The organism is Nonomuraea angiospora, assembly GCF_014873145.1.
Taxonomy (GTDB): Bacteria; Actinomycetota; Actinomycetes; order Streptosporangiales; family Streptosporangiaceae; genus Nonomuraea; species Nonomuraea angiospora.
This window is the reverse complement of the sequence record NZ_JADBEK010000001.1, coordinates 34,432-54,641: the sequence shown is the minus strand read 5'-3', so window position 1 is coordinate 54,641 and position 20,210 is coordinate 34,432. Positions and strand designations below refer to the sequence as shown.

The window sequence follows — 20,210 nt, the reverse complement described above, 5'->3', positions numbered from 1 at the left end:
CCTTCCTGCCTGCGCAGATCCGGTTCTATGTGCCCGCACACGAAAAAGCCGGGAGGGCTCGTGCTAACGACCGAAGATCCGCATCTGCAGCATCGCGGTGAGCCGGGCGTCGGGGTCGGACAGGTTGAGGCCGCTGATCTCGACCAGGCGCTTGAGCCGGTAGCGGAAGGTGTTGGCGTGCACGTGCACCTGGGCGCTGGCCGAGTTGACGTCGCCGAACGCGTCGAGATAGGCCCGCAGGGTGGCGGCCAGCTCGGTGCCGTGCTCGGCGTCGTGGTCGAGCAAGCGCTGATAGGGGCCGGTGGGCGTCTGCTCCTCGGCCGCGGCCACGTCGGCGACCTGCAGCAGCAGCGACTCGAAGTGCACGCTCGTGTAGCCGGCGACCTGCCCGGCGGTGCCGCGGGCGCCCAGCACGCGCAGCGCCCGGTCGGCGTCCGCGCGCGACCTGGCCACCTGGGAAAGGTTGGCGGCCAGGCGGCCCACGCCGATGTTGGCGGCATGGCGGGGGCCGACCCTGGCCAGGAAGCTCTCCGCCACGCGTACGGCCCGCGCCTCCTCGTCCCCGAGCGAGTGCAGCGGCAGCACGGCGTACGCGACGGAGCCGATGAGCGCGGCGGCGGACTTGGGGTGGATGGCGGCGACGTGGAGCGCCAGCGCGTCGCAGAACCGCTGCCGATCGCTCTCGCCGCGGGCCGGATCGGCGGCGGCGTCGTCCGGGACGAGCTGGGCGGCCAGCACGCAGAGCCGGGCGGTGGCGATGCCGAGCCGCCCCGCCGCCTCGGGCGCGTCGCCGCCACCGGCCAGCACGGTGGACAGCAGGTCGGCGCGCAGCCGCCGCTGGGTGTCGGCCCCGGCCCGCTCGCGCAGCAACTGCAGCGCGACGATCTTGGCGGCGTCGGCGAGCGCGCGTTCGCGCTGCTCGCTGAGCGGCTCGCGCACGGCCACCCAGATCGAGCCGAGGATCTCGTCGCCGCTGCGCACGGCCACGGCGGCCCGGTTGATCCCACCGTCGTCATCGAGCTGCATGTAGACGGGCGCGCGGCTCTGGTAGAGCTGTTTGAAGAAGCCGCGCTCGTCGAGCATCCGCAGGTAGCGTTCGGGCACCTGGCGGCCGAGTACGGTCTCCACGCGGCCCGGGTCGGCCTCGTCCTGCCGGCCGGAGAAGGCCAGCACCCGGGACGACCTGTCCTCGATGGTGACGGGCGCGTCGAGCAGCGCGCAGACCGCGTTGGCCAGCGAGAACAGGTCTCCCTGCGGCCCTTGCTCGGGCTCGGCCAGGTCGGCCTCGGCCAGCAGGGAACGCAGCAGCGCGGCGACCTGCGCCCAGGAGGCGGCCCGGGTGAGGCCGAGCACGGCGACGCCGGTCTCCAGCACGGTGGCGCGGACCTGCTCGTCGACGTCCACGGGCAGCTTCACGACGACGCCGGCGGCGGCGGGCGCGCGTTCGATGAGTGAGCAGATCTCCGCGGCGCCCCGCACGCCGACCGCGAGCAGGATCCCGCCCGGGGGGACGATCAGCTCGTCGAGCGGGTCGAAGATGTGCACGCCGGTGACCTCGGCGTCGAGGTCACCGGGTGAGGCCGCCACGTCGAGGACGGTGGTGCCGAGGTCCTGCAGGATCCGTCCCAGGCTGGCGCGGGGACGGTTCTTCACACGGTCACGATAGTCCACGAAAACCGACATCAGCGGAGCCGGCCGACGGGCGGGTGGGCGCCCATCAGCCGACCTTGGGAGTGGCGCGGGCGCCCATGTGCACGTACCGGGTGCCGTCGGCCAGCTCGAAGAAGACGGCCGCCATCCAGTCGCGGGTGCCCGGCAGCCGGAACAGGAACAGGTTCTCGTCCACCGGGACGAAGTCGGCCTCCTCGGGCTCCTTCAGCGCGGCCAGCTCGCCGGTGGTCTCCAGGCGCAGGCGAGCCTTGCCGTCGTCGAGCACGCTCACCGTGATCCGGGCGCCGGCCCGCTCGTAGACGCCCGCGTACGGCGCGACGTCCACGTCGGCCGGGGTCTCCGGCAGGGACGGCGCGGGCGGCACGGTCAGGCCGTCGAGCTCGGCGAACAATTCGGTGGCCACGGCTCGGGTGAACTCGCCGCTCCGGCCCCCGTTGGCGGTCACGCAGACGACGGTCCCGGTATCGGGCACGGCCCACAGTACGGCGTGCTGGCCGATGGTGTTGCCGGCGTGGGAGATGACCTTGTGCCCGCTCCACTCGTCGATGATCCAGCCGATGCCCCACTGCTTGCCCAGCGTGTACGGGTCGGGGATGTCGACCTGCGGCTCCCACATGGCGGCCGGGTTCTCCAGCAGGCCGCCCTCCAGGTGGGCACGGCCGAAGGCGACCACGTCGGCCGGGCGGGCGCAGATCATCCCGGCCGGGCCCATCGACCGCATGAGACCCCACACCGGGGCGGTCCTGCCGTCCTCGTGGCCCATCGCGGCGCGGAAGCGCAGGACGTCCTCCGGCAGCGTCCAGGTGTGGGTGAGTCCGAGCGGCTCGCAGATGCCCTCGCGCAGGACGTCGTCCCAGCGCTTGCCGGTCAGCCGCTCCAGCACCCGGCCCGCGATGACGAACCCGGAGTTGCAGTAGGACTGGGTGACGCCGAGCGGGTGGTTCTGCGCCAGGGTGGCGCAGGCCGCCACGTACTTCTCCACGCAGTCGTCGCCGCGGCCCGTGTCGATGAACTGGTCGCCGTCGATGCCACTGGTGTGGGAGAGCAGGTGCCTGATCGTCACGTTCGCGGTGACCTCGGGATCGGCCACCTTGAACTCGGGCAGCACCTCGATGACCGGCGTGTCCAGCGTGAGCCGGCCCTGCTCGACCTGCTGCATGATCAGGGTCGCGGTCCACACCTTGGTGACCGAGCCGATCTGGTAGAGCGCGTCGGTGGTCGCCTCGACGCCGGTGTCGGCGTTCAGCGTGCCGGCCGCGAACTCGTGCAGCTCGCCCTGGTGCCAGTACGCCAGCGCCGAGCCGGGAACCTCGTACTCGGCGATCAGCTCGGCGAGCCGCTGACCCATTGCTCCAGCCACTCGATGATCCTTTCGTTGTAGTCGTACCTGTGCGAGGGGCGCCCGCTCAGGATGAACAGATGGCTCGCGCCGGGATAACGCACCAGCTCGACGGGCACCCGGCGCTCGCGCAGGGCGGTGAACCACTGCTCGGCCTGGCCGACGGGACAGCGGTCGTCGTCCTGGCCGTGCAGGATGAGCGTCGGAGCGGTGACCTCCGCGACGTGCGTGATCGGCGACTGGGCGGCCAGGTCGCCGGCGTACTCGTGCACCTTCATCAGGTGGCCGAGGTCGGAGGTGCCGCTCAGGCTCGTCAGGTCGCTCACGCAGCCGCCCGGGATCGCGGCCTTGAACCTGCCGGTGGTGGCCGACAGCCAGCAGCTCATGTAGCCGCCGTAGCTGTAGCCGGCGACGGCCAGCCGGTCGGGGTCGGCGACGCCGTCGGCGACCAGGGCGTCGACGGGGGTGAGCAGGTCCTGGGCGTCGCCCACCCCCCAGGCGCCGATGGAGGCGGTGTAGAAGTCCTCGCCGTACCCGTCACTGGCGCGCGGGTTGACGGTGAGGACGGTCCAGCCGCGAGCCGCGAGGAGCTGGTGGTAGAGGTGGACGCCGTCGAAGACGGGCGACCAGGCGTTGTGCGGGCCACCGTGCACGTCGAGCAGCAGCGGGCCGGGCGTCTGCGCGGTCTCGTCGCGCAGGACGAAACCCTCGACCTGGGTGCCGTCGGGGGCGGTGAACGTGCGGCGGCGGGCGGTGAACAACTCGACGTCGTCGAGGCCGTAGTCGGTGAGCCGGGATATATCCGGCGCTGCCGCGCCAGACATATCCGACATCAGGTAGACGTCTCCCGCGCTGTGCTGCGTCGCCGCCACGTACGCGACCGCGCCCGCCGCCGTGCTGAACCCCGAGATGTTGACCTCACCGGGAACCAGCCGCTCGCCGGGCGCCCCGTCGGAGACACGGTAGAGATGCGTCGAGCCACCATCGCGCGCGCAGAACAGCAGGTCCTCGCCGAGCAGCGCCGGGAGGCCGCCGGGGTAGCCGGGGGCGCCGATCATGACGTTCCGGTCGAGGGCCGTCTCCACCTCGGTCCACCCGCCCGGACCGAGCGCGAACAGCCGTACGTGCCCCACCACGGTGCCCTTCAGCCCCGCGGCGACCAGCCGGCCGCCCAGCCACCAGACACCGCCGCAGATGAGGCCGGGATCCGTCAGCCGCTCCGGCACGCCGCCCTCGGCCGCCTCGACCGCGTACGCGGACCCGCCCGCCTCCAGGTCGCGGTCGGCGTCCATGGCGGCGGCGAACGCCAGGCGCAGGCCGTCGGGCGACCACGACGGCTCGCCCGCGTGGAAGTCGCCCTGGGTGACCTGGACGGTCTCGCCGCCGGCCAGGTCCGTGACGAACAGGTGCCTGGTCAGGCCGCGCAGCAGCCCGGCGCCGTCGGCCTTGTGGTCGAGCCTGCCGGTCACGACAGGGGCGTTCGGGTCGGGCATCCCGCCGTCCTCACCCGTTCCGACGGGTGCGGCGAACGCGATGCGGGAGCCGTCCGGAGACCAGACGGGCGCGCCGGCGCCGAGCTTCGCGGAGGTCACCGGTTCGGGCTCGCCGCCGTCCATCGGCAACAGGTGGATCTGCGGCCTGCCGTCCACCGGCCGCAGGAACGCCAGCGCCCGGCCGTCCGGCGACCACCTCGCGGCACTGCCCGCGGCCAGACGCCGGGGCTCGGCGCCGGGAGCGGCCAGCCAGATCTCGGTGCGGTTCTCGTCGGAGTCCCGTACGGCGGTCGTCAGCGTGTACGCCACCGCTCCCCCGTCGGGACGCAGCTGGGGGTCGGAAGGGACGGCGAGCCGGTAGAGGTCGTCGAGCGCGAGATGCGGCATGAACGAACCGTAAGCCTCGGCCGTCCGGGCATCTTCGGTGCTCCCGACGAACGACGCCGCCCGGCTTGTGCGGGAGCCCAACGTCCGGACCGTCCGAAGGCGAAATCGGCCGTCCGGCACCCGAGCACGCAGATCGCCTGACGATCGAGCCGCCCAGCCGGTCGCCCCGGCTGGGCGGTGCTCTGATCACACCATCGCCGACCGGCCCGGTGCGAATTGCCGGATCCTGGCCTCGGTGACGCCGTCCGCCAGCAGGTCGCCCAGGGCCTCGCCGATCGCCGGGGCGTACTTGAATCCTCCGCCGGAGAATCCGACGGCGACCGCGACGTGCGCGGCGCCCGGGAGCAGCCCGACGACGGGCCGGCCATCCCCTGTGTACGACTCCACGTGCACCGAGGTCTGCACCGGACGCGGGTTGAGCCGGGGTAGGCAGCGCCCGACGACGTCGCGGATCTCCGCCAGGTGGTCGGCGCTGAGGTGGGGATCCGGCCGCGCCGGATCGGCCAGCTCGGGATGCGGGCGGCTCTTCACGCCGATCTTCACCGTGGCGCCGTCCAGGGTGGGAAAGCCGTAGATGGAGGCGCCGTCCGGCATGGCGACGCGTTCGAAGACCGGAAAGCGTTCCGCGCCGTACAGCGACAGGTCGTCCGGCACGAACCAGGTCTGCGCCAGCCGCCTGGCGGTCAGCCCGGCCACTCCGATCGCCTCCCGCAGCCCGTCCGGCAGCAGCGTGGCCGCCCACGCGCCGGGGGCGAGGACCACCGCGTCGAACGTCTCGCTGCGAGGTCGATCCGCGCCGGTCCGGTAGGTCAGCCCGACGGTCCCGGACCGCACGTCGATGGCGAGGACCTCGGTGTCATGGCGTACGGTCGCCCCGAGCGTCGCGGCCTGTTCGATCGCGGCGAGGATGGCCGGCTCGGGGCGGAGAAAGCCGGTCGCGGAGTCATGGACGGCGATGTCCCCGTCGTCGACGGCGTGCTGGGGGAAACGCCGCCGCACCTCGTGCGGGTCGAGGATGCGATGGGCCAGCCCCCAGGTCTCGCAGCTGCTCACGGCCTGCCGGACGGAGGTGCTGCCGGCGGGGCCGAGGATCAGCCCTCCGGTCTGCTCCAGCAGGCGCCGCCCGGTCGCCTCCTCCAGCCGGCGCCACAGCCGCTCGGCCCGGAGCACCAGCGGCGGCAGGTCCGGGTCGGCCATGCTGATGACCGCGAACCGGCGGCTCTGCCCGCCGGAGGCCCCGCGGTGGTGCGGGACGCCCCAGCGGTCGAAGGCATGCACCTCCAGGCCGCGCTCGGCCAGCTGCCAGGCGGCCATGCTCCCCATGGCTCCGGCCCCGACGACCGCCGCCCTCCTGCGAGCGGTTCCGGCGAGCCTCATGAGGCCAGCGCCGGGGCGGCGAGGTACTTGAGGTTCTGGTATTCGAGGAGCCCTTCGGCGCCGCCCTCGCGGCCGAGCCCGGACTCCTTGATCCCGCCGAACGGCGCGGCCACGTGGGACAGCAGCCCCCGGTTGATGCCGACCATGCCGCTGTCCAGCCGGCCGGCGACCCGGGCGATCCGGTCGCCGTCGCGTGCCACCAGGTACGCCGCGAGCCCGAACGGGGTGTCGTTGGCCAGCGCCACCCCCTCGTCCTCCGTCCGGAACCGGCGGATGCCGGCGACCGGGGCGAAGACCTCCTCCTGCTGCAGGAGGGCGTCGGCGCTGAGGTGGTCCAGCACCACCGGGCCGAACCAGCTGCCGGGGCCGCCGGGCGCGCCGGCACGCCCCAGAAGCGTCGCGCCCTTCGCGACGGCGTCGGCGACCAGCCGGTCGGCCTTGGCGACCGCGCGGTCATCGATGAGCGGGCCGAGATCGACGTCCGAGGTCCCCAGCCCGACCCTGATCGCGGTGAGGGCCTCGGTGAGGCGGGCCGCGAACTCGTCGGCCACCGGCTCCTGGACGAGGAACCGGTTGGCCGCCACGCACGACTGCCCTCCGAGGCGCATCTTGGCGACGACCGCCTCGCGGACGGCGAGGTCGAGGTCGGCGTCGTCGAAGACCAGGAACGGGGCGTTGCCGCCGAGCTCCATCGACGTACGCAGCACGTGCGCGCCGGCCTGCCGCAGCAGCAGCTTCCCGACGGGGGTGGACCCGGTGAAGGACACCTTCCGCAGTCGCGGGTCGGCGATGAGCGTGCCGCAGACCGCCGCCGGATCCGTGGTGGTGACCACGGTGAGGACGCCCGCCGGGACCCCCGCCTCCTGCGCGAGCCGCGCGAAGGCCAGCGTGGTGAGCGGGGTGAGCTCGGCCGGTTTCAGCACGGCCGTGCAGCCGGCGGCCAGGGCGGGCGCGGCCTTGCGGGTGGCCATCGCCAGCGGCACGTTCCACGGGGTGATGAGCAGGCAGGGGCCGACCGGGCGCGGGGCGGTGACGATGTGCCAGTTGCCGTCGGGGGTCGGGGTGCTGCGGCCGGAGCTGCGGACCGCCTCCTCGGCGTACCAGCGGACGTACTCGGCGGCGTAACGGACCTCGCCGCGCGCCTCGGTGAGGGTCTTGCCGACCTCGAGGGTGATGAGGGCCGCCAGGCGCTCCTCGTCGGCGAGCATCGCCTGGTAGAGCCGGTGCAGGATGTCCGCCCGCCGCCGGGTCGGGGTGGCCGCCCAGGCGGGGAACGCGTCGTTCGCCGCGGTCAGCGCGAGCAGGGCGTCCTCCGGCTCGCAGTCGGCGACGGCGGCGACCGGCCGGCCGAGCGCGGGATCGGCGACGGCGAAGGTCCGCCCGGAGCGCGGCGCCGTCCACCCGGCGGCCAGGAAGCCGTCGGGCAGCGACGCGGCGGCGGTCTCCGTGAGCTCGCGGTGCCGGGCGATCTCGGCCGGCGACGGCGCGGCCTCAGGCGGATTCGAGGGTACGGGCTCGGTCGAGAGCGGACTTGAGGACATCGGCGGCACGGGAGATCTCCTCGGCGGTGATGACGAACGGGGGACTGACGTGCAGGGAGTTGTCGGCCAGCAGCCGGGTCAGGACGCCCCCCTCCCGCGCGGCGCGCAGCACGGGACGGGCGTCGGCGTCGGGGTCGAGCTGGACGGCCGCGAGCAGCCCGGTGCCGGCCCGCACGTCGACGACGGCTTCGTGGTCGCGCAGCGGGGTGAGGGCCTGGGCCAGGACGGGTTCGAGGTCCAGGACGCGCTCCAGCAGACCTTCCTCCTCGAGGATGCTCAGGTTCTCCTCGGCGGCGACGCAGGCCGCGGCGTGACCCGAGTACGTCAGACCGTGGCGGAAGGTCGGGGCGTCGGGGGTCTCGGCGAAGAAGGGCTCCCAGATGCGCCGGGACACCAGCACGCCGCCCAGCGGCAGGTAGCCGGAGGTGATGCCCTTGGCCATGGTGAGGAGGTCCGGCTCGATGCCGAAGCGCCGGCAGGCGAACCACTGCCCGACCCGCCCGAAGCCGGTGATCACCTCGTCGGCGATGAGCAGGACGTCCAGGCGGCGGCACAGCTCGGCCAGCCCGGTGAGGTAGCCGGGCGGGGGCAGCAGCACGCCTCCGGTGCCGATGACCGGTTCGGCGATGACGGCGGCGACGTTGTCGGGTCCGAGCCGGAGCAGCTCGGCCTCGGTGGCGGCCAGGTCGTCCCATGGCACGCGGGCGGTCTCGGGGATCAGCGAGTCGCCGCCGTACCCGTCGCGGTTGCTCTGGATGCCCGTGATGCTCGTACCGAACCCGTGCAGGCCGTGGTAGGCGTGCTGCCGGGAGACGATGACGCGCTTGCCGGGCCGCCCGGCCAGCTGCCAGTGCCGGCGCGCGAGCTTGCAGGCGGTGTCGACGGAGTCGGAGCCGCCGCTGGTGAGGAAGACCTTCGCGTCGGGGATGGGACTCAGCGCCGCGAGGCGCTCGGCGAGCCGGATGGCGGGACGGTTGGCCATGCCCTGGAACAGGTGATACGTCTCCAGATCGGCCATCTGCCGCCGAACGGCGTCGGCGATGCGGGTCCGGCCGTGTCCGACGTTGGCGTGCCACAGGCCGGCCGGCAGGTCGAGCAGGTCCTGGCCGTCCTCGGTACGCACCGAGGCGCCCCGCCCCGACGCGATGACCGTGAGGCTTTCCTCGATGGTGGACATCGCGGTCTGCGGATGCCACAGGCTGGTGCTCGTCAAGAAATGCTCCTCATCACATCGGGGAGGGGACTGCGGGTGGGGATCGGTGCGGGTCAGGCGGCGACCACGACGTCCTCGACGACCTCGGCGTGGATGTGCAGCATCCGGGCCACCAGGCCGTCGCCGCGGGTGAACTTCAGGTCCTCGGGCGCCACGGGGGCGTCCGCGCCGGCGAAGAACGCGGCGCCCTGGTCCATCGACTTGTCAGACTTGTCATCGGGGTAGAGCGGGTTGACCGTGTTCTCGATCTTCGGCCACAGGGCCCGGGCGGCCTCGGTGCTCTCGAACTCCAGCGTCATCACCAGCGTGTTCGGGATGAGCTCGCCGGCGCACTCGCGCAGCACCGAGCCCCCGAGGTAGCCGGGGTGGCCCTCGAGGCTGCGCAGCCAGTCGACGAGGCTGGTGCGGGCGGCCTCGATCTTGGTGGGCTCGGCAACGAAGATGAAGACGTCACGACGCTTGGACATGGTGTTCTCCTGTCTCGCCAGTGCGGTGGGGGTGGCTGTGCGGACCGCGCGGCAGGTCGTAGAAGACCGCGCCGCTGGGTCCCTGCGTGTCGTCATGGACGAGCCGGGCGCCGAAGGACTCCCAGAAGGCGACGGCGCCGGGTGAGTGGCGATAGGTGTGCAGGGCGATGGCCTGGTAGTGCCCCTCCCGGTCCGCCCGGTCGAGAATCGCGCGGACCAGGGCCCTGGCGATGCCGCCGCGGCGGGCCTCCTTGCGGACGTAGACGCGGACGAGCTGGCCGTGCCGGCCGTCCTCGTACCGGTCGACGACGTGTTGCGGGGTGAGGCCGGGCTTCAGCCGTCCGCTGCGGATCCCGCCCGTGGCCAGGACGTCACCCGTGCCGTCGTCGGTCACCACCAGGAGGAAGGGGCCGTTTCCCGGGGCGTAGTGGGTCATGGGGTCGTCCACGTCGGCGTGGATGCGCGGGTCGTAGGCGTCGCCGAAGTCCTCGGCGATGCTGCGCCGCATCACCGCCTGGGCGCCGGCCAGGGTGCGCTCGCTCAGCGGGTGGATCGACCATTCCACGGGGGTCACCGCGCTCCCTGCGTGGCGAGCTTGGCCCGGTACGCCTCCCTGGCCTCCTTCGAGGCGTGGTGGCCGGACAGCTCGTGGAGGTCGTCGGGGATCACGCCGTCGAAGGTGGGGTGGACGTGGACGGTGACCCGGTCGAGGTTGCCCACCGCGTGCATCAGGGAGTGCTGCACGTTCTCGGCCACGGCGTGGGCCTCGATCATGCTCAGCCCGGAGTCGAGGCCGATCTCGGCGTCTCCCTCCATGCGGTGGCCCGACCAGCGGACGCGGACCTCGCCGACGGACACGACGCCGTCCACGCCGGCGATGGTGCTGCGCATCCGGTCGATCGTCCCCGGCTCGACACCGTCCATGAGGCGGCGGACGATGATGATCAGGGAGTTGACCAGGATGCCGCTGATCGCCAGGGCGATGAGGAGGCCGACGATGGCGTCGGCGCGGTCGAACCCGAGCCACACGCCGACCACGCCGGCGACGACGGCGATCGAGGTGTATCCGTCGGCGCGGGCGTGCTGGCCCTCGGCGATCAGCGCGGCGGAGCCGATGCGGCGGCCGGTCCGGATCCGGTACACGGCCACCAGCTCGTTGCCGAGGAAGCCGACGAGCCCCGCGGCGAAGACCCACCACAGGTTGGTCAGCGGGTGCGGGTTGATCAGCGCGTCGATCGACTCCCAGATGATCAGCACGATCGAGGCGACGATGACCAGGGAGATGAACAGCCCGACCAGGTCCTCGGCGCGCCGGTAACCGTAGGAGTACTTCTTGGTCGCCGCGCGCCGGCCCAGCCGGAAGGCGATGATCAGGGGGATCGTGGTCGCGGCGTGGCCCAGGTTGTGGATGGTGTCGGCCAGCAGGGCGATCGAGCCGGACACCGCGACGATGACCATCTGGCCGATGGCGGTGGCCATCATGCCGGCCAGCCCGATCCAGGCCGTGCGGATCCCGTCCCGGGCCGACTCCTCGGCGGTCTGGATCGCGTCGTTGGCGTCGTGGGCGTGCGGGATCAGCGTGTGCTTGACCCGCGCCCACAGGCCGGTCCCGTGGTCGTGGCCGTGGTCGTCGCCGTGCCCATGTCCGTGCCCATGTCCGTGGCCGTGGCCGGCCGCGGCCGGAGCCTCGGGCTCGTGGTGATCGTGATGATCGGAGTGGCCGTGCCCGTGCCCGTGGCCGTTCACGGCGGCGGCAGGAGCGTCATCGTGTGGGTGGTCGTGGCCATGTCCATGTCCGTGGCCGTGATCGTCTGGGGTCGTGGAAGCTCGCATCGAGAGTCCGTTCATGCCGGCGGAGGGTGAGTCGCGGGACCGGGAGGGTGAGTCGCGAGAGCGAAGGTGAGTCGCGGGGGCCGAGAGGGTGAGTCGCGGGGGCCGGGAGAGAAAGGCGGCCGGCTGCCGAGTGGCGTCTGCCGCGCCACCACATCTTGTCCACAAGAGCGAGCGACGGTCAACTGTTGTCAACAATCTTCCCGCGACTAAGGGCGTACGGACACTGAAAATCAGCCCCAACACCAGGCAATCAGCCCCTGAAGATCGAAGAAATCCCGGGAAACATACTCGTTACAAGCAGGCGGCCCGGAATTGTTGACAGCAGAGAATCGGATGCTTAGCGTTCCAGACACCACACGGCCGGTCGCATCAGGCGGCTGACACCGAGCGTGACATCTCGCCGCTCGCACCGACGGGCTCCGGCTCTCACCGGACCGACCACCGACGCTCCCACTCCCACCGGACCGACCCCCACCGGAGGAACTGCTCGTGGACCTGACCAGCGTGCGCCCCAAATACATCACCTTCGACTGCTATGGGACGCTGACCAGCTTCGATCTCAACCTCACCGTCAAGCCGCTGGTCGCCGACCGGATCTCCGAGGAGGACATGCCGCTCTTCCTCAAGGACTACCGCGCGTACCGGATGGACGAGGTGCTCGGCGAGTTCAAGCTCTACCCCGACGTGCTCAAGGACTCCTTCAGGCGCGCCTGCGAACGCTGGGGCATCGGCTACCGCCCCTCCGACGGCGAGGCCATCGTGGCCTGCGTGCCGACCTGGGGCCCCCACGCGGACGTTCCCCCCGTCCTGGCCAAGCTCGCCGACGCCTACCCTCTGGTGATCCTGTCCAACGCCGTCGACGAGACGCTGCGGCACAATGTCGACCAGCTCGGCGCCCCGTTCCACAAGGTGTTCACCGCCGAGCAGGCCAGGGCGTACAAGCCGCGCTACCAGGCCTTCGAGTACATGCTCGACCAGCTCGGCTGCGAACGCGACGAGATCGTCCACGTCTCCTCGCACATCTGGTACGACGTGATCCCCGCCCACGAGCTGCGCATCCCGCACAAGGTCTACGTCAACCGCGGCTACGACCCCTCCACCCCCTTCTACCAGTACGCGGAGACCGCCGACCTGTCCGGCGTCCCCGCCGTGCTGGGTCTCTGACCGGGAGGAGGACGTCGTGAAGCTGACCAGCTACTGGCTCGACACCGCCGAACCGGCCGGCGACTTCCGCCGTGCCGAACTCCCCGGGCAGGTAGACGTCGCGGTCATCGGCGCCGGCCTGACCGGCCTGTCCGCCGCGCTGCACCTCGCCCGCCGCGGCGCCAGGGTCGCCGTGCTGGAATCGCACACCGTGGGCTGGGGAGCCTCCGGCCGCAACGGCGGCATGGCCACGACCGGCCTGGCCATCTCCTTCCCCGCCGCGGTCAAGCGGTACGGCCCGGAGCGCGCGACGGCGATGTTCACCGCCTACGACGACGCGATCGACACCATCGAGAAGATCGTCACCGACGAGGAGATCGCCTGCGACTTCGTGCGCTCCGGCAAGCTCACCCTGGCCGCCAAACCGGCGCACTACGCCGCGCTGGAGCGGTCGGCGGAGATGATCGAGAGACTCGTCGGCCGCTCGGTCCACCTGGTCCCCCGCGGCCGCATGCGGGACGAGCTCGGCAGCGACCGCTACCACGGCGCGCAGGTCGACCCGAACGGGGCGGGCGCCCACGTCGGGAAGCTGGTCATGGGGCTGGCCCGCGCCGCGGCCGGTCACGGGGCCCTGGTGGCGGAGAACGCCGCGGTGACCGGCGTCCGCCGCCTCGGCCCGGGCCACGGGCACCGGGTGCAGACCACGCGCGGCGTCCTGACGGCTTCCGAGGTGCTCATCGCCACCAGCGGGTACACGGGGTCGCTGACCCCGTGGCTGCGCCGCCGCATCGTGCCGGTGGGCAGCTTCATCGTCGTCACCGAACCCCTGCCGGACGACCTCGTCGCCCAGCTCATGCCGCACCGGCGGATGGCCTCCGACACCAAGAACCTGCTGTACTACTTCCGTCCCACGCCGGACAACCGGCTGCTGTTCGGCGGGCGGGCCCGCTTCGCCCTGTCCGACGCCCAGTCCGACCTCAAGAGCGGCGAGATCCTGCGCAGGGCCGTCACGGAGGTGTTCCCGCGGCTGCGCGACGTCCGGCTGGACTACTGCTGGGGCGGGCTGGTCGACATGACGATGGATCAGATGGTCCACGCCGGCGTACGGGACGGGATGCACTACTCCGTCGGCTACAGCGGCCACGGGGTCCAGATGGCCACCCACATGGGCAAGGTCATGGCCGACGTCATCGGCGGCGACCCGACGGTCAACCCCTGGAAGGGGCTGGCCTTCCCGCCGGTTCCCGGTCACTTCGGGCCGCCCTGGTTCCTGCCGGCCGCCGGGGCGTTCTTCCGCGCGCTCGACGCCGTGCGCTGATCGATCCGCGAACGTGTGACGACCCGGAGGTTCCCGAGTGTTGTACGTGCTGAGACGGTTCGCCGTCCTCGTGACGACCCTGCTGGTCGCCTCTTTCCTGGTGTTCCTCATCCCCTACGTCACGCCCGGCGACCCGGCCGCGCGGATCCTGCGGGCCAGGGTGGGCGACCTGGTCCAGGACCCGCGGACGCTGGCCCGCCTCCGGGTCGAGTACGGGCTGGACCGGCCGCTGCTCCAGCAGTACCTGTCCTGGCTGGGCTCGGCGCTGCGGGGTGATCTCGGCCGGTCGTTCACCAACGGCACGGAGGTTCTCCCCCAGCTGATGCGCGCGCTGTCGGTCACCGCCTCGATCGCCGTCATCGCCCTCCTGCTCGCCCTGCTCGTGGCGGTCCCGCTGGGAGCCGTCTGCGCGGTGCGGCGCGGAACCCCGCTCGACGGGGCGATCACCGGCGTCACGCAGGCGTTCGTGGCCGTCCCGGAGTACTGGCTCGGCCCGGTCCTGGTCCTGGTGTTCGCCCTGCAGCTCGGCGTCCTGCCCTCCTCCGGCTGGCACGGGGTGGAGTCGATGGTGCTGCCCTGCCTGACCGTGGCGCTGCGGCCGATGAGCTACTTCACCCAGGTGGCCCGCGCGTCGATGATCGAGGTGCTCGAGGCGCCCTACATCACCGCCGCCCGGGGTCGCGGGCTGAGCTTCGCCCAGACCATGCTGCGTCACGGGCTGCGCAACTCCGTTCTGCCGGTCCTGACGCTGTTCGCGGTCTGGCTGGCCGGCCTGCTCGGCGGCTCGGTCGTCGTCGAGGTGATCTTCGCGGTGCCCGGGGTCGGGCGGCAGATGTACGACGCGGTCATCAACAACGACGTCCCGCTCATCCAGGGCGGGGTCGTGGCGGTCGTCGGCCTGGCCGTGCTCATCACCACCCTCACCGATGTCCTTTACACCGCCATCAACCCGAACGCGAGGACGAGCCGTGTCCGTGCTTGACGTCTTCGGCGACGACGCCCGCCGCGACGAACCCGGCGCCGCGCCTCCGCCGTCACCGGCCGAGACCGCCGCCGCCCCCGCGCGCCGCCGGCGCGGAACGTGGCCGCCGGCGCTGCTGGCCGGGTCCATCCTGTTCGGGGTGATCGCCGCGCTCCTGGTGCTGGCACCGTGGCTGGCGCCCTATCCGCCGGCGCAGCAGGACCTCGTCGCGCGCCTGGAAGGCAGCTCCGCGGCCCACCTGCTGGGCACCGACCACCTGGGCCGCGACGTGCTCAGCAGGCTGCTGGACGGGGGCCGGTTCTCCCTGGCCGTCGCCACGGTCACGCTGGTGATCTGCGCCGTCACCGGCACTCTCGTGGGGTTCGTCGTCGCGCGGCGAGGCGGTCTGCTCGACACCGTCGTCATGCGCGTCACCGACATCCTGCTGGCCTTCCCCGAGATGGTGGTCGCGCTCTTCCTCGTCGCGGTGCTCGGCACCGGCGACCTGACGCTGGTGCTCGCCCTGACCATCGGCGGGTGGACGCCGTTCTGCCGGCTGGCCCGTGGCGTCGCGCTGGAGATCAACGGCCGTGACTTCATCGAGGCGGCCCAGGCTCTGGGGTGCTCGGGATGGTTCATCATCCGCCGCCACCTGCTCCCCAACGCCCTGCCCCCGCTGCTGGCCCACGCGGCCGTGCGCTTCGGCCACAAGCTCATCACCGTCGGCGCCCTGTCCTTCCTGGGACTCGGCGTCCAGCCACCGTTCTCCGACTGGGGGTCGATGTTGTCCGAGGCCATTCCCTACCTCGACCGCTCGCCGCTGCTGGTCCTGGCCCCCGGTGCCGCGATCTTCGTCGCGGCTCTCAGCGTCACGCTCGCCGGCCGGGGCCTGGAGACGCGCCGGGCCCGGACGGGAGGGTCAACATGAGCTGCGGAGTCCCGCCGAGCCCCCACGGCGGTCACACTGGAAACGATCACGCGCTCCTGCGGCTGGAGAGCGCGAGCGGTGGGAACGGAACACGAACCCGGAGAAGCACACTCATGAGCCATCAGACCCCGGCCCCGGCGGGCAGGACCTCGAAGCGGACGCTGACGGAGGTGGTCACCGGGCTGTTGCGCGACCGCATCCTCGGCGGGGAGTTCCCGCCCGGGACCCAGATGAACGAAGTCGAGCTCGCGGCGTACTTCGAGGTCTCGCGCGGCCCGTTGCGCGAGGCGATGCAGCGTCTGGTGCAGGAGGGCCTGCTCGTCAGCTACCCCCGCCAAGGGGTCTTCGTCCCCACCCTGACCAGGGAGGACCTGGAGGACATCTTCGTCGCCCGCCAGGCGATCGAGCGGGAGGCGCTGCGCCGGGTCACCGCCCGGGGGGTCTCCGCGGGCCTGGTCGCCGACCTCGAAGTGATCGTCGCGCAAATGAGGGAGGCCGTCGGCCACGCGGACGAGAGCGCGCTGGCCGCCCTGGACCTCGCCTTCCACCGCCGGCTGGTCAGCGCCGCCGGCAGCACCCGGCTGGACCGGCTGTACGGGCTCATCGCCAACGAGATGCAGCTGTGCTTCCGGATGATCGTCGACAGCTACAGCGATCGTTCCACGCTGTGGGCCGAGCACGAGCAGCTGCTGCACGTCATCGCCAGCGGTGACAGGTCCGCCGCCAAGGCGCTCCTGGACCGGCACTTCGCCGAGGCCGGCGAGCTCCAGCCGGGGACCTCGGAGCAGCCGCCCAAGCGCCGCCTCCACCCTCACTCGCATCGCCACCAGGACCCGTCGGAGTTCCACGAACACGCCGACGGCTACCGGCACGGCGACGACCAGCAAGCCCCACCGCAGCCCCGGGAGCAGCCATGAGCGCGCGTCTGGAGGTCCGTGACCTGACCGTTCACGCCGGCCGGCCGGGACAGGCCCCGCCCATCCTCGACCGCGTGAGCCTGACCCTCGATCCCGGCGAGGTGCTGGCCGTGGTCGGCGAATCGGGGTCGGGCAAGAGCATGACCGCCCACTCGGTGCTGCGCATGCTGCCGGCCGGGCTGCACATGCACGCCGAGGGCCTGCGGCTGGGCGACCTGGACCTGCTCGCCGCCTCCTCGCGGGCGCTGGACGGCGTGCGCGGCCGGCGGATCTCCATGCTCTACCAGCAGCCCAAGCGCATGCTCGACCCGACCGCGACGGTCGGCAGCCAGGTCGCCGAGCCGCTGCGCAGGCATCTCGGCATGAGCCGGCAGGCCGCCCGCCGCCGGGTCGTGGAGTTGCTCGCCGCGGTCGGGATCCCCGATCCCGACCGCCGCGCCGGCGACCATCCGCACCAGATGTCCGGCGGCATGGCCCAGCGCGTCATGATCGCCATGGCGCTGGCCGCCCACCCGGACGTGCTCATCGCCGACGAGCCCACCACCGCCCTTGACGTCACCGTCGAGGCGCAGATCCTGCGGCTGATCGCCGCCATGCAGGTCGAGACCGGAATGTCGGTCCTGTTCATCTCCCACGACGTCACCACCGTCGCCTCCATCGCCGACCGCATCGCCGTCATGTACGCGGGCCGCATCGTCGAGGACGGACCGGCCGCCGAGGTCATCACCGCCGCCGAGCACCCTTACACCCAGGCGTTGCTGCGCTGCTCCACCCTGCAGACCGACGAAACCGGCCATCTGCACACCATCCCCGGAAACGCCACCTCGGCCCGCGCCGTCAGCCACGGCTGCCGCTTCCGCCCGCGCTGCGCCGTCGCCGCCGGCGACGGGGAGCTGGGCTCCCACTGCGACAGCGAGGAACCCGATCTCGCTGGCTGCGGCACCCGCCGCAACTCACGCTGCTGGGTCACCATCGGCCCCCGACGACAGGTTCCGGCATGAACGACCCCGCGCAGAACGCCGACACCGCCGACATCGCCGTCGTCGACCACGTGACCAAGCACTATCCGCTGTCGCGGAACGGCTTCGGGCGCCGGCCGCACGTGCACTCCGTCGACGACGTGTCCCTGACCATCCGCACGGGAGAGGTGCTGGGGCTGGTCGGTGAGTCCGGCTCGGGCAAGAGCACTCTGGCCCGGCTCCTGCTCGGCCTCGTACCGGTCGACTCCGGACGGATCGAGGTCGATCGGCTGAGGGTCGGCAAGCTGCGCGGCGCCCGGCTCCGTCAGCTGCGCCGGTCGGCGCAGCTGGTCTTCCAGGACCCGCACTCGGCGCTGGACCCGCGCATGACGCTGCGGGAATCACTGCTCGCCCCGCTGGAGCAGCACCGCGTCGGCACGCCGCAGGAACGCCTGCGGCGGGTCGCCACCGCGCTGACGGAGGTCGGCCTGGACCACGGCTTCCTGGAGCGCCGGCCGGGCGACTGCTCCGGAGGGCAGCTGCAGCGGGTGGTCATCGCCAGGGCCCTCCTGCTGGAGCCCAAGCTGCTCGTCTGCGACGAGCCCGTCTCGGCCCTGGACGCCTCGGTGCAGGCGACCATCCTGAACCTGCTGGTCGATCTGCGCCGGTCGCGGGGGCTGAGCATGCTGTTCATCTCCCACGACCTGAGGGTGGTCGAGTTCCTCGCCGACCGGGTGGCGGTTCTCTACCTCGGGCAGATCGTGGAGATGGCCACGCACGACGACATCTTCGCGGGCGCCCTGCACCCCTACACGCTGGCGCTGTTGCATTCCGGTCGGGGACACCGCATCGTCGCCGGCGCGCAGGACCAGCTGAAGGGCGAGCCTCCCAGCCCCGTCTCCCCGCCGCCCGGCTGCCGCTTCAACACCCGCTGCCCGCTGGCCACCGACCGTTGCCGCGCCGAGCAACCCGACCTCGTCGACATCGGAAACGGCCACCACGTCCGCTGCCACCGCTCCGCGGAGAGCAGGAGCCACCTGGTCGTTGAGGAGATCCCCGCATGAGCCTGATGACCGGACCCACCGCCCCGTCCGCCGCCACCCGTTGGAGCCCGCCCGGCCAGGCGTTCGCCGGCGGACGCTGGCAGGAGACCGAACGGCGCACCGCCGTCACCGACCCCGAGACCGGCGCGTTCCTCGGCGAGGTCGCCGACAGCACCGCTGCGGAAGTACGCGCGGCCGTCGACGCGCTCGTGGACGCCTTCCGGGCCGGCACCGGCGCCGACACCGACGCCGGCCGTGGCGACTGGCCGCTGTGGCGACGCCGGGAGGCCCTGCACCGCGCCGCCGACCTGCTGAGGCAGCGGGCCGAACGGTTCACCGCCATCGTGGGCTCCGAGGGATGCAAGACGATCAGGGACGCCCGCCGCGAGGTGGGCCGGGCGGCGGAGACCCTGCAGCTGTCCGCCGGCGCGGGACACGCCCTGCAGGGCGCCAGCGTGCCGTTCGAGGACACCTCCCGCGGCGCGGACCGGCTCGGGTGGAGCAGCCGGGAGCCGCTCGGGGTGGTCGCCGCCATCACCCCGTTCAACGACCCGCTGAACCTCGTGGCGCACAAGGTCGGCCCGGCGCTGCTGTCCGGCAACGTCATCGCGGTCAAACCGCACGAGGCGACGCCGCTGTCCGCGCTGGCCCTCGCCGAACTGCTCCTCGAGGCAGGCGTTCCCGGCGACCGGCTCGCCGTGCTGCCCGGCGGCCCGGCCGCCGGGCGCGAGCTGGTGTCGCACCCCGGCGTCGACGTCGTCTCCTTCACCGGCGGGGTGCGCACCGCCGACGAGGTGGCCCGCCTGGCCGGCGCCCGTACCCTCCTGATGGAGCTGGGCGGCTCCAACCCCGTCATCGTCGACCACGACGTGGACCTGATGGCGGCCGCGCGGGCCATCGCCGAAGGGGCGTTCGGGTGCGCGGGGCAGAACTGCCTGTCGGTGCAGCGCGTCTACGTGGTCGCCCGGCACTACGACGAGCTGCTCGGCCACCTGACCCATGCGACCGCTCACCTGAGGGTCGGCAGCAAGCACGACGAGAGGACCGACGTCGGGCCGCTGATCGACGTGGCGGCCGCGCGCCGCGTGGAGCACCGCGTCGGGGAGGCCGTCGCCCGCGGCGCGGTCGTACGGGCGGGAGCGGTCCGCCAGGAGGCCACGTACCAGCCGACCATCCTCACCGGCCTCGCCCCCGACGATCCCATCGTCACCGACGAGATCTTCGGCCCCGTGGTCAGCGTGCTGCCCGTGGCCGACCTCGACGACGCCGTGAACCAGGCCAACCGCGCGGCCACCGGCCTGCAGGCCGGCGTCTTCACCCGCGACACCACCGCGGCCCTGCGCACCGCCCGCCGGCTGCGGGCCGGCGCGGTGATGATCAACGACACGTCCGACTTCCGCATCGACGCCATGCCGTTCGGCGGTTTCCACCGCAGCGGCATCGGCCGGGAAGGCGTCACCAGCGCCGTCGTGGCGATGACCGCACCCAAGGTCATCGCAGCCCGGCTCACCTCCATCAGCTGAGCCCCCCTCACCGGCAACCATCCATCCGCCGCCCATCCGGCCGGGACAAACGAACGTCAACCGGTCATGTCGTGGTGCCCGTTTCCTTGCTCTCCCC

At 72.4% G+C, this 20,210-nt stretch carries 17 protein-coding genes; 8 read left to right on the top strand and 9 right to left on the bottom strand.

All coding sequences use genetic code 11. The features are described 5' to 3' along the window. Positions 1 to 63 precede the first annotated feature (63 nt). From H4W80_RS00235 to H4W80_RS00195, 9 genes are all read right to left on the bottom strand, one after another. Positions 64 to 1,653, bottom strand: coding sequence for a PucR family transcriptional regulator (locus H4W80_RS00235; protein ID WP_318786627.1), 1,590 nt, complete (start codon positions 1,651 to 1,653; stop codon positions 64 to 66). Between the two features lie 64 nt (positions 1,654 to 1,717). Next, a complete protein-coding gene (locus tag H4W80_RS00230) occupies positions 1,718 to 3,031 on the bottom strand; it encodes a serine hydrolase domain-containing protein (RefSeq protein ID WP_318786626.1) in 1,314 nt (437 codons plus the stop codon). Continuing rightward, the gene (locus H4W80_RS00225; protein WP_192783186.1) at positions 2,995 to 4,890 is read right to left on the bottom strand and encodes a S9 family peptidase; all 1,896 of its coding nucleotides are present in this window, start codon (positions 4,888 to 4,890) and stop codon (positions 2,995 to 2,997) included. The genes H4W80_RS00230 and H4W80_RS00225 overlap by 37 nt, the downstream gene beginning before the upstream one ends. A gap of 186 nt (positions 4,891 to 5,076) precedes the next feature. Then, complete coding sequence (solA, locus tag H4W80_RS00220; RefSeq protein WP_192783185.1) at positions 5,077 to 6,267, bottom strand: N-methyl-L-tryptophan oxidase; 1,191 nt, start codon at positions 6,265 to 6,267, stop codon at positions 5,077 to 5,079. Further along, on the bottom strand, positions 6,264 to 7,808 hold the full coding sequence (locus tag H4W80_RS00215; RefSeq protein WP_192783184.1) for an NAD-dependent succinate-semialdehyde dehydrogenase: 1,545 nt from the start codon (positions 7,806 to 7,808) through the stop codon (positions 6,264 to 6,266). The genes solA and H4W80_RS00215 overlap by 4 nt, the downstream gene beginning before the upstream one ends. Continuing rightward, positions 7,759 to 9,021 (bottom strand): aminotransferase family protein, encoded by a 1,263-nt coding sequence (locus tag H4W80_RS00210; protein WP_225963158.1) that lies wholly within the window; start codon positions 9,019 to 9,021, stop codon positions 7,759 to 7,761. Before H4W80_RS00210 ends, H4W80_RS00215 begins: the two co-directional genes overlap by 50 nt. A 53-nt stretch (positions 9,022 to 9,074) precedes the next feature. Then, complete coding sequence (locus H4W80_RS00205) at positions 9,075 to 9,488, bottom strand: hypothetical protein (protein WP_192783183.1); 414 nt, start codon at positions 9,486 to 9,488, stop codon at positions 9,075 to 9,077. Further along, complete coding sequence (locus H4W80_RS00200) at positions 9,472 to 10,062, bottom strand: GNAT family N-acetyltransferase (RefSeq protein ID WP_318786625.1); 591 nt, start codon at positions 10,060 to 10,062, stop codon at positions 9,472 to 9,474. The genes H4W80_RS00205 and H4W80_RS00200 overlap by 17 nt, the downstream gene beginning before the upstream one ends. Beyond that, positions 10,059 to 11,234 (bottom strand): cation diffusion facilitator family transporter, encoded by a 1,176-nt coding sequence (locus H4W80_RS00195; RefSeq protein WP_318786624.1) that lies wholly within the window; start codon positions 11,232 to 11,234, stop codon positions 10,059 to 10,061. Before H4W80_RS00195 ends, H4W80_RS00200 begins: the two co-directional genes overlap by 4 nt. A gap of 576 nt (positions 11,235 to 11,810) precedes the next feature. On the opposite strand from H4W80_RS00195, the gene H4W80_RS00190 reads away from it, so the two are divergent. From H4W80_RS00190 to H4W80_RS00155, 8 genes are all read left to right on the top strand, one after another. Beyond that, positions 11,811 to 12,485, top strand: a complete 675-nt coding sequence (locus H4W80_RS00190; RefSeq protein ID WP_318786623.1) for a haloacid dehalogenase type II — start codon at positions 11,811 to 11,813, stop codon at positions 12,483 to 12,485. 16 nt (positions 12,486 to 12,501) lie between these two features. Then, positions 12,502 to 13,782: an NAD(P)/FAD-dependent oxidoreductase gene (locus tag H4W80_RS00185; protein ID WP_192783181.1), complete on the top strand. Its 1,281-nt coding sequence runs from the start codon at positions 12,502 to 12,504 to the stop codon at positions 13,780 to 13,782. Positions 13,783 to 13,819: 37 nt separating this feature from the next. Continuing rightward, the gene (locus H4W80_RS00180; protein ID WP_192783180.1) at positions 13,820 to 14,764 is read left to right on the top strand and encodes an ABC transporter permease; all 945 of its coding nucleotides are present in this window, start codon (positions 13,820 to 13,822) and stop codon (positions 14,762 to 14,764) included. Next, positions 14,751 to 15,671 carry an ABC transporter permease gene (locus tag H4W80_RS00175; RefSeq protein ID WP_318786622.1) on the top strand — a complete coding sequence of 307 codons (921 nt, stop codon included), beginning with the start codon at positions 14,751 to 14,753 and terminating at the stop codon, positions 15,669 to 15,671. The genes H4W80_RS00180 and H4W80_RS00175 overlap by 14 nt, the downstream gene beginning before the upstream one ends. Before the next feature lie 113 nt (positions 15,672 to 15,784). After that, on the top strand, positions 15,785 to 16,588 hold the full coding sequence (locus H4W80_RS00170; RefSeq protein WP_192783178.1) for a GntR family transcriptional regulator: 804 nt from the start codon (positions 15,785 to 15,787) through the stop codon (positions 16,586 to 16,588). Next, a complete protein-coding gene (locus H4W80_RS00165; protein WP_192783177.1) occupies positions 16,585 to 17,589 on the top strand; it encodes an ABC transporter ATP-binding protein in 1,005 nt (334 codons plus the stop codon). Before H4W80_RS00170 ends, H4W80_RS00165 begins: the two co-directional genes overlap by 4 nt. Next, positions 17,586 to 18,611 (top strand): oligopeptide/dipeptide ABC transporter ATP-binding protein, encoded by a 1,026-nt coding sequence (locus tag H4W80_RS00160; RefSeq protein WP_192783176.1) that lies wholly within the window; start codon positions 17,586 to 17,588, stop codon positions 18,609 to 18,611. Before H4W80_RS00165 ends, H4W80_RS00160 begins: the two co-directional genes overlap by 4 nt. Beyond that, on the top strand, positions 18,608 to 20,113 hold the full coding sequence (locus H4W80_RS00155) for an aldehyde dehydrogenase family protein (protein ID WP_225963157.1): 1,506 nt from the start codon (positions 18,608 to 18,610) through the stop codon (positions 20,111 to 20,113). The genes H4W80_RS00160 and H4W80_RS00155 overlap by 4 nt, the downstream gene beginning before the upstream one ends. The last annotated feature ends 97 nt before the right edge of the window (positions 20,114 to 20,210 follow it).

What these genes read in the sequence shown, in the direction of transcription:
- H4W80_RS00225 (WP_192783186.1), bottom strand. Translation starts at nt 4,890, where the DNA reads ATGCCGCATCTCGCGCTCGACGACCTCTACCGGCTCGCCGTCCCTTCC.
- solA (WP_192783185.1), bottom strand. Translation starts at nt 6,267, where the DNA reads ATGAGGCTCGCCGGAACCGCTCGCAGGAGGGCGGCGGTCGTCGGGGCC.
- H4W80_RS00215 (WP_192783184.1), bottom strand. Translation starts at nt 7,808, where the DNA reads ATGTCCTCAAGTCCGCTCTCGACCGAGCCCGTACCCTCGAATCCGCCT.
- H4W80_RS00205 (WP_192783183.1), bottom strand. Translation starts at nt 9,488, where the DNA reads ATGTCCAAGCGTCGTGACGTCTTCATCTTCGTTGCCGAGCCCACCAAG.
- H4W80_RS00170 (WP_192783178.1), top strand. Translation starts at nt 15,785, where the DNA reads ATGAGCCATCAGACCCCGGCCCCGGCGGGCAGGACCTCGAAGCGGACG.
- H4W80_RS00165 (WP_192783177.1), top strand. Translation starts at nt 16,585, where the DNA reads ATGAGCGCGCGTCTGGAGGTCCGTGACCTGACCGTTCACGCCGGCCGG.
- H4W80_RS00160 (WP_192783176.1), top strand. Translation starts at nt 17,586, where the DNA reads ATGAACGACCCCGCGCAGAACGCCGACACCGCCGACATCGCCGTCGTC.
- H4W80_RS00155 (WP_225963157.1), top strand. Translation starts at nt 18,608, where the DNA reads ATGAGCCTGATGACCGGACCCACCGCCCCGTCCGCCGCCACCCGTTGG.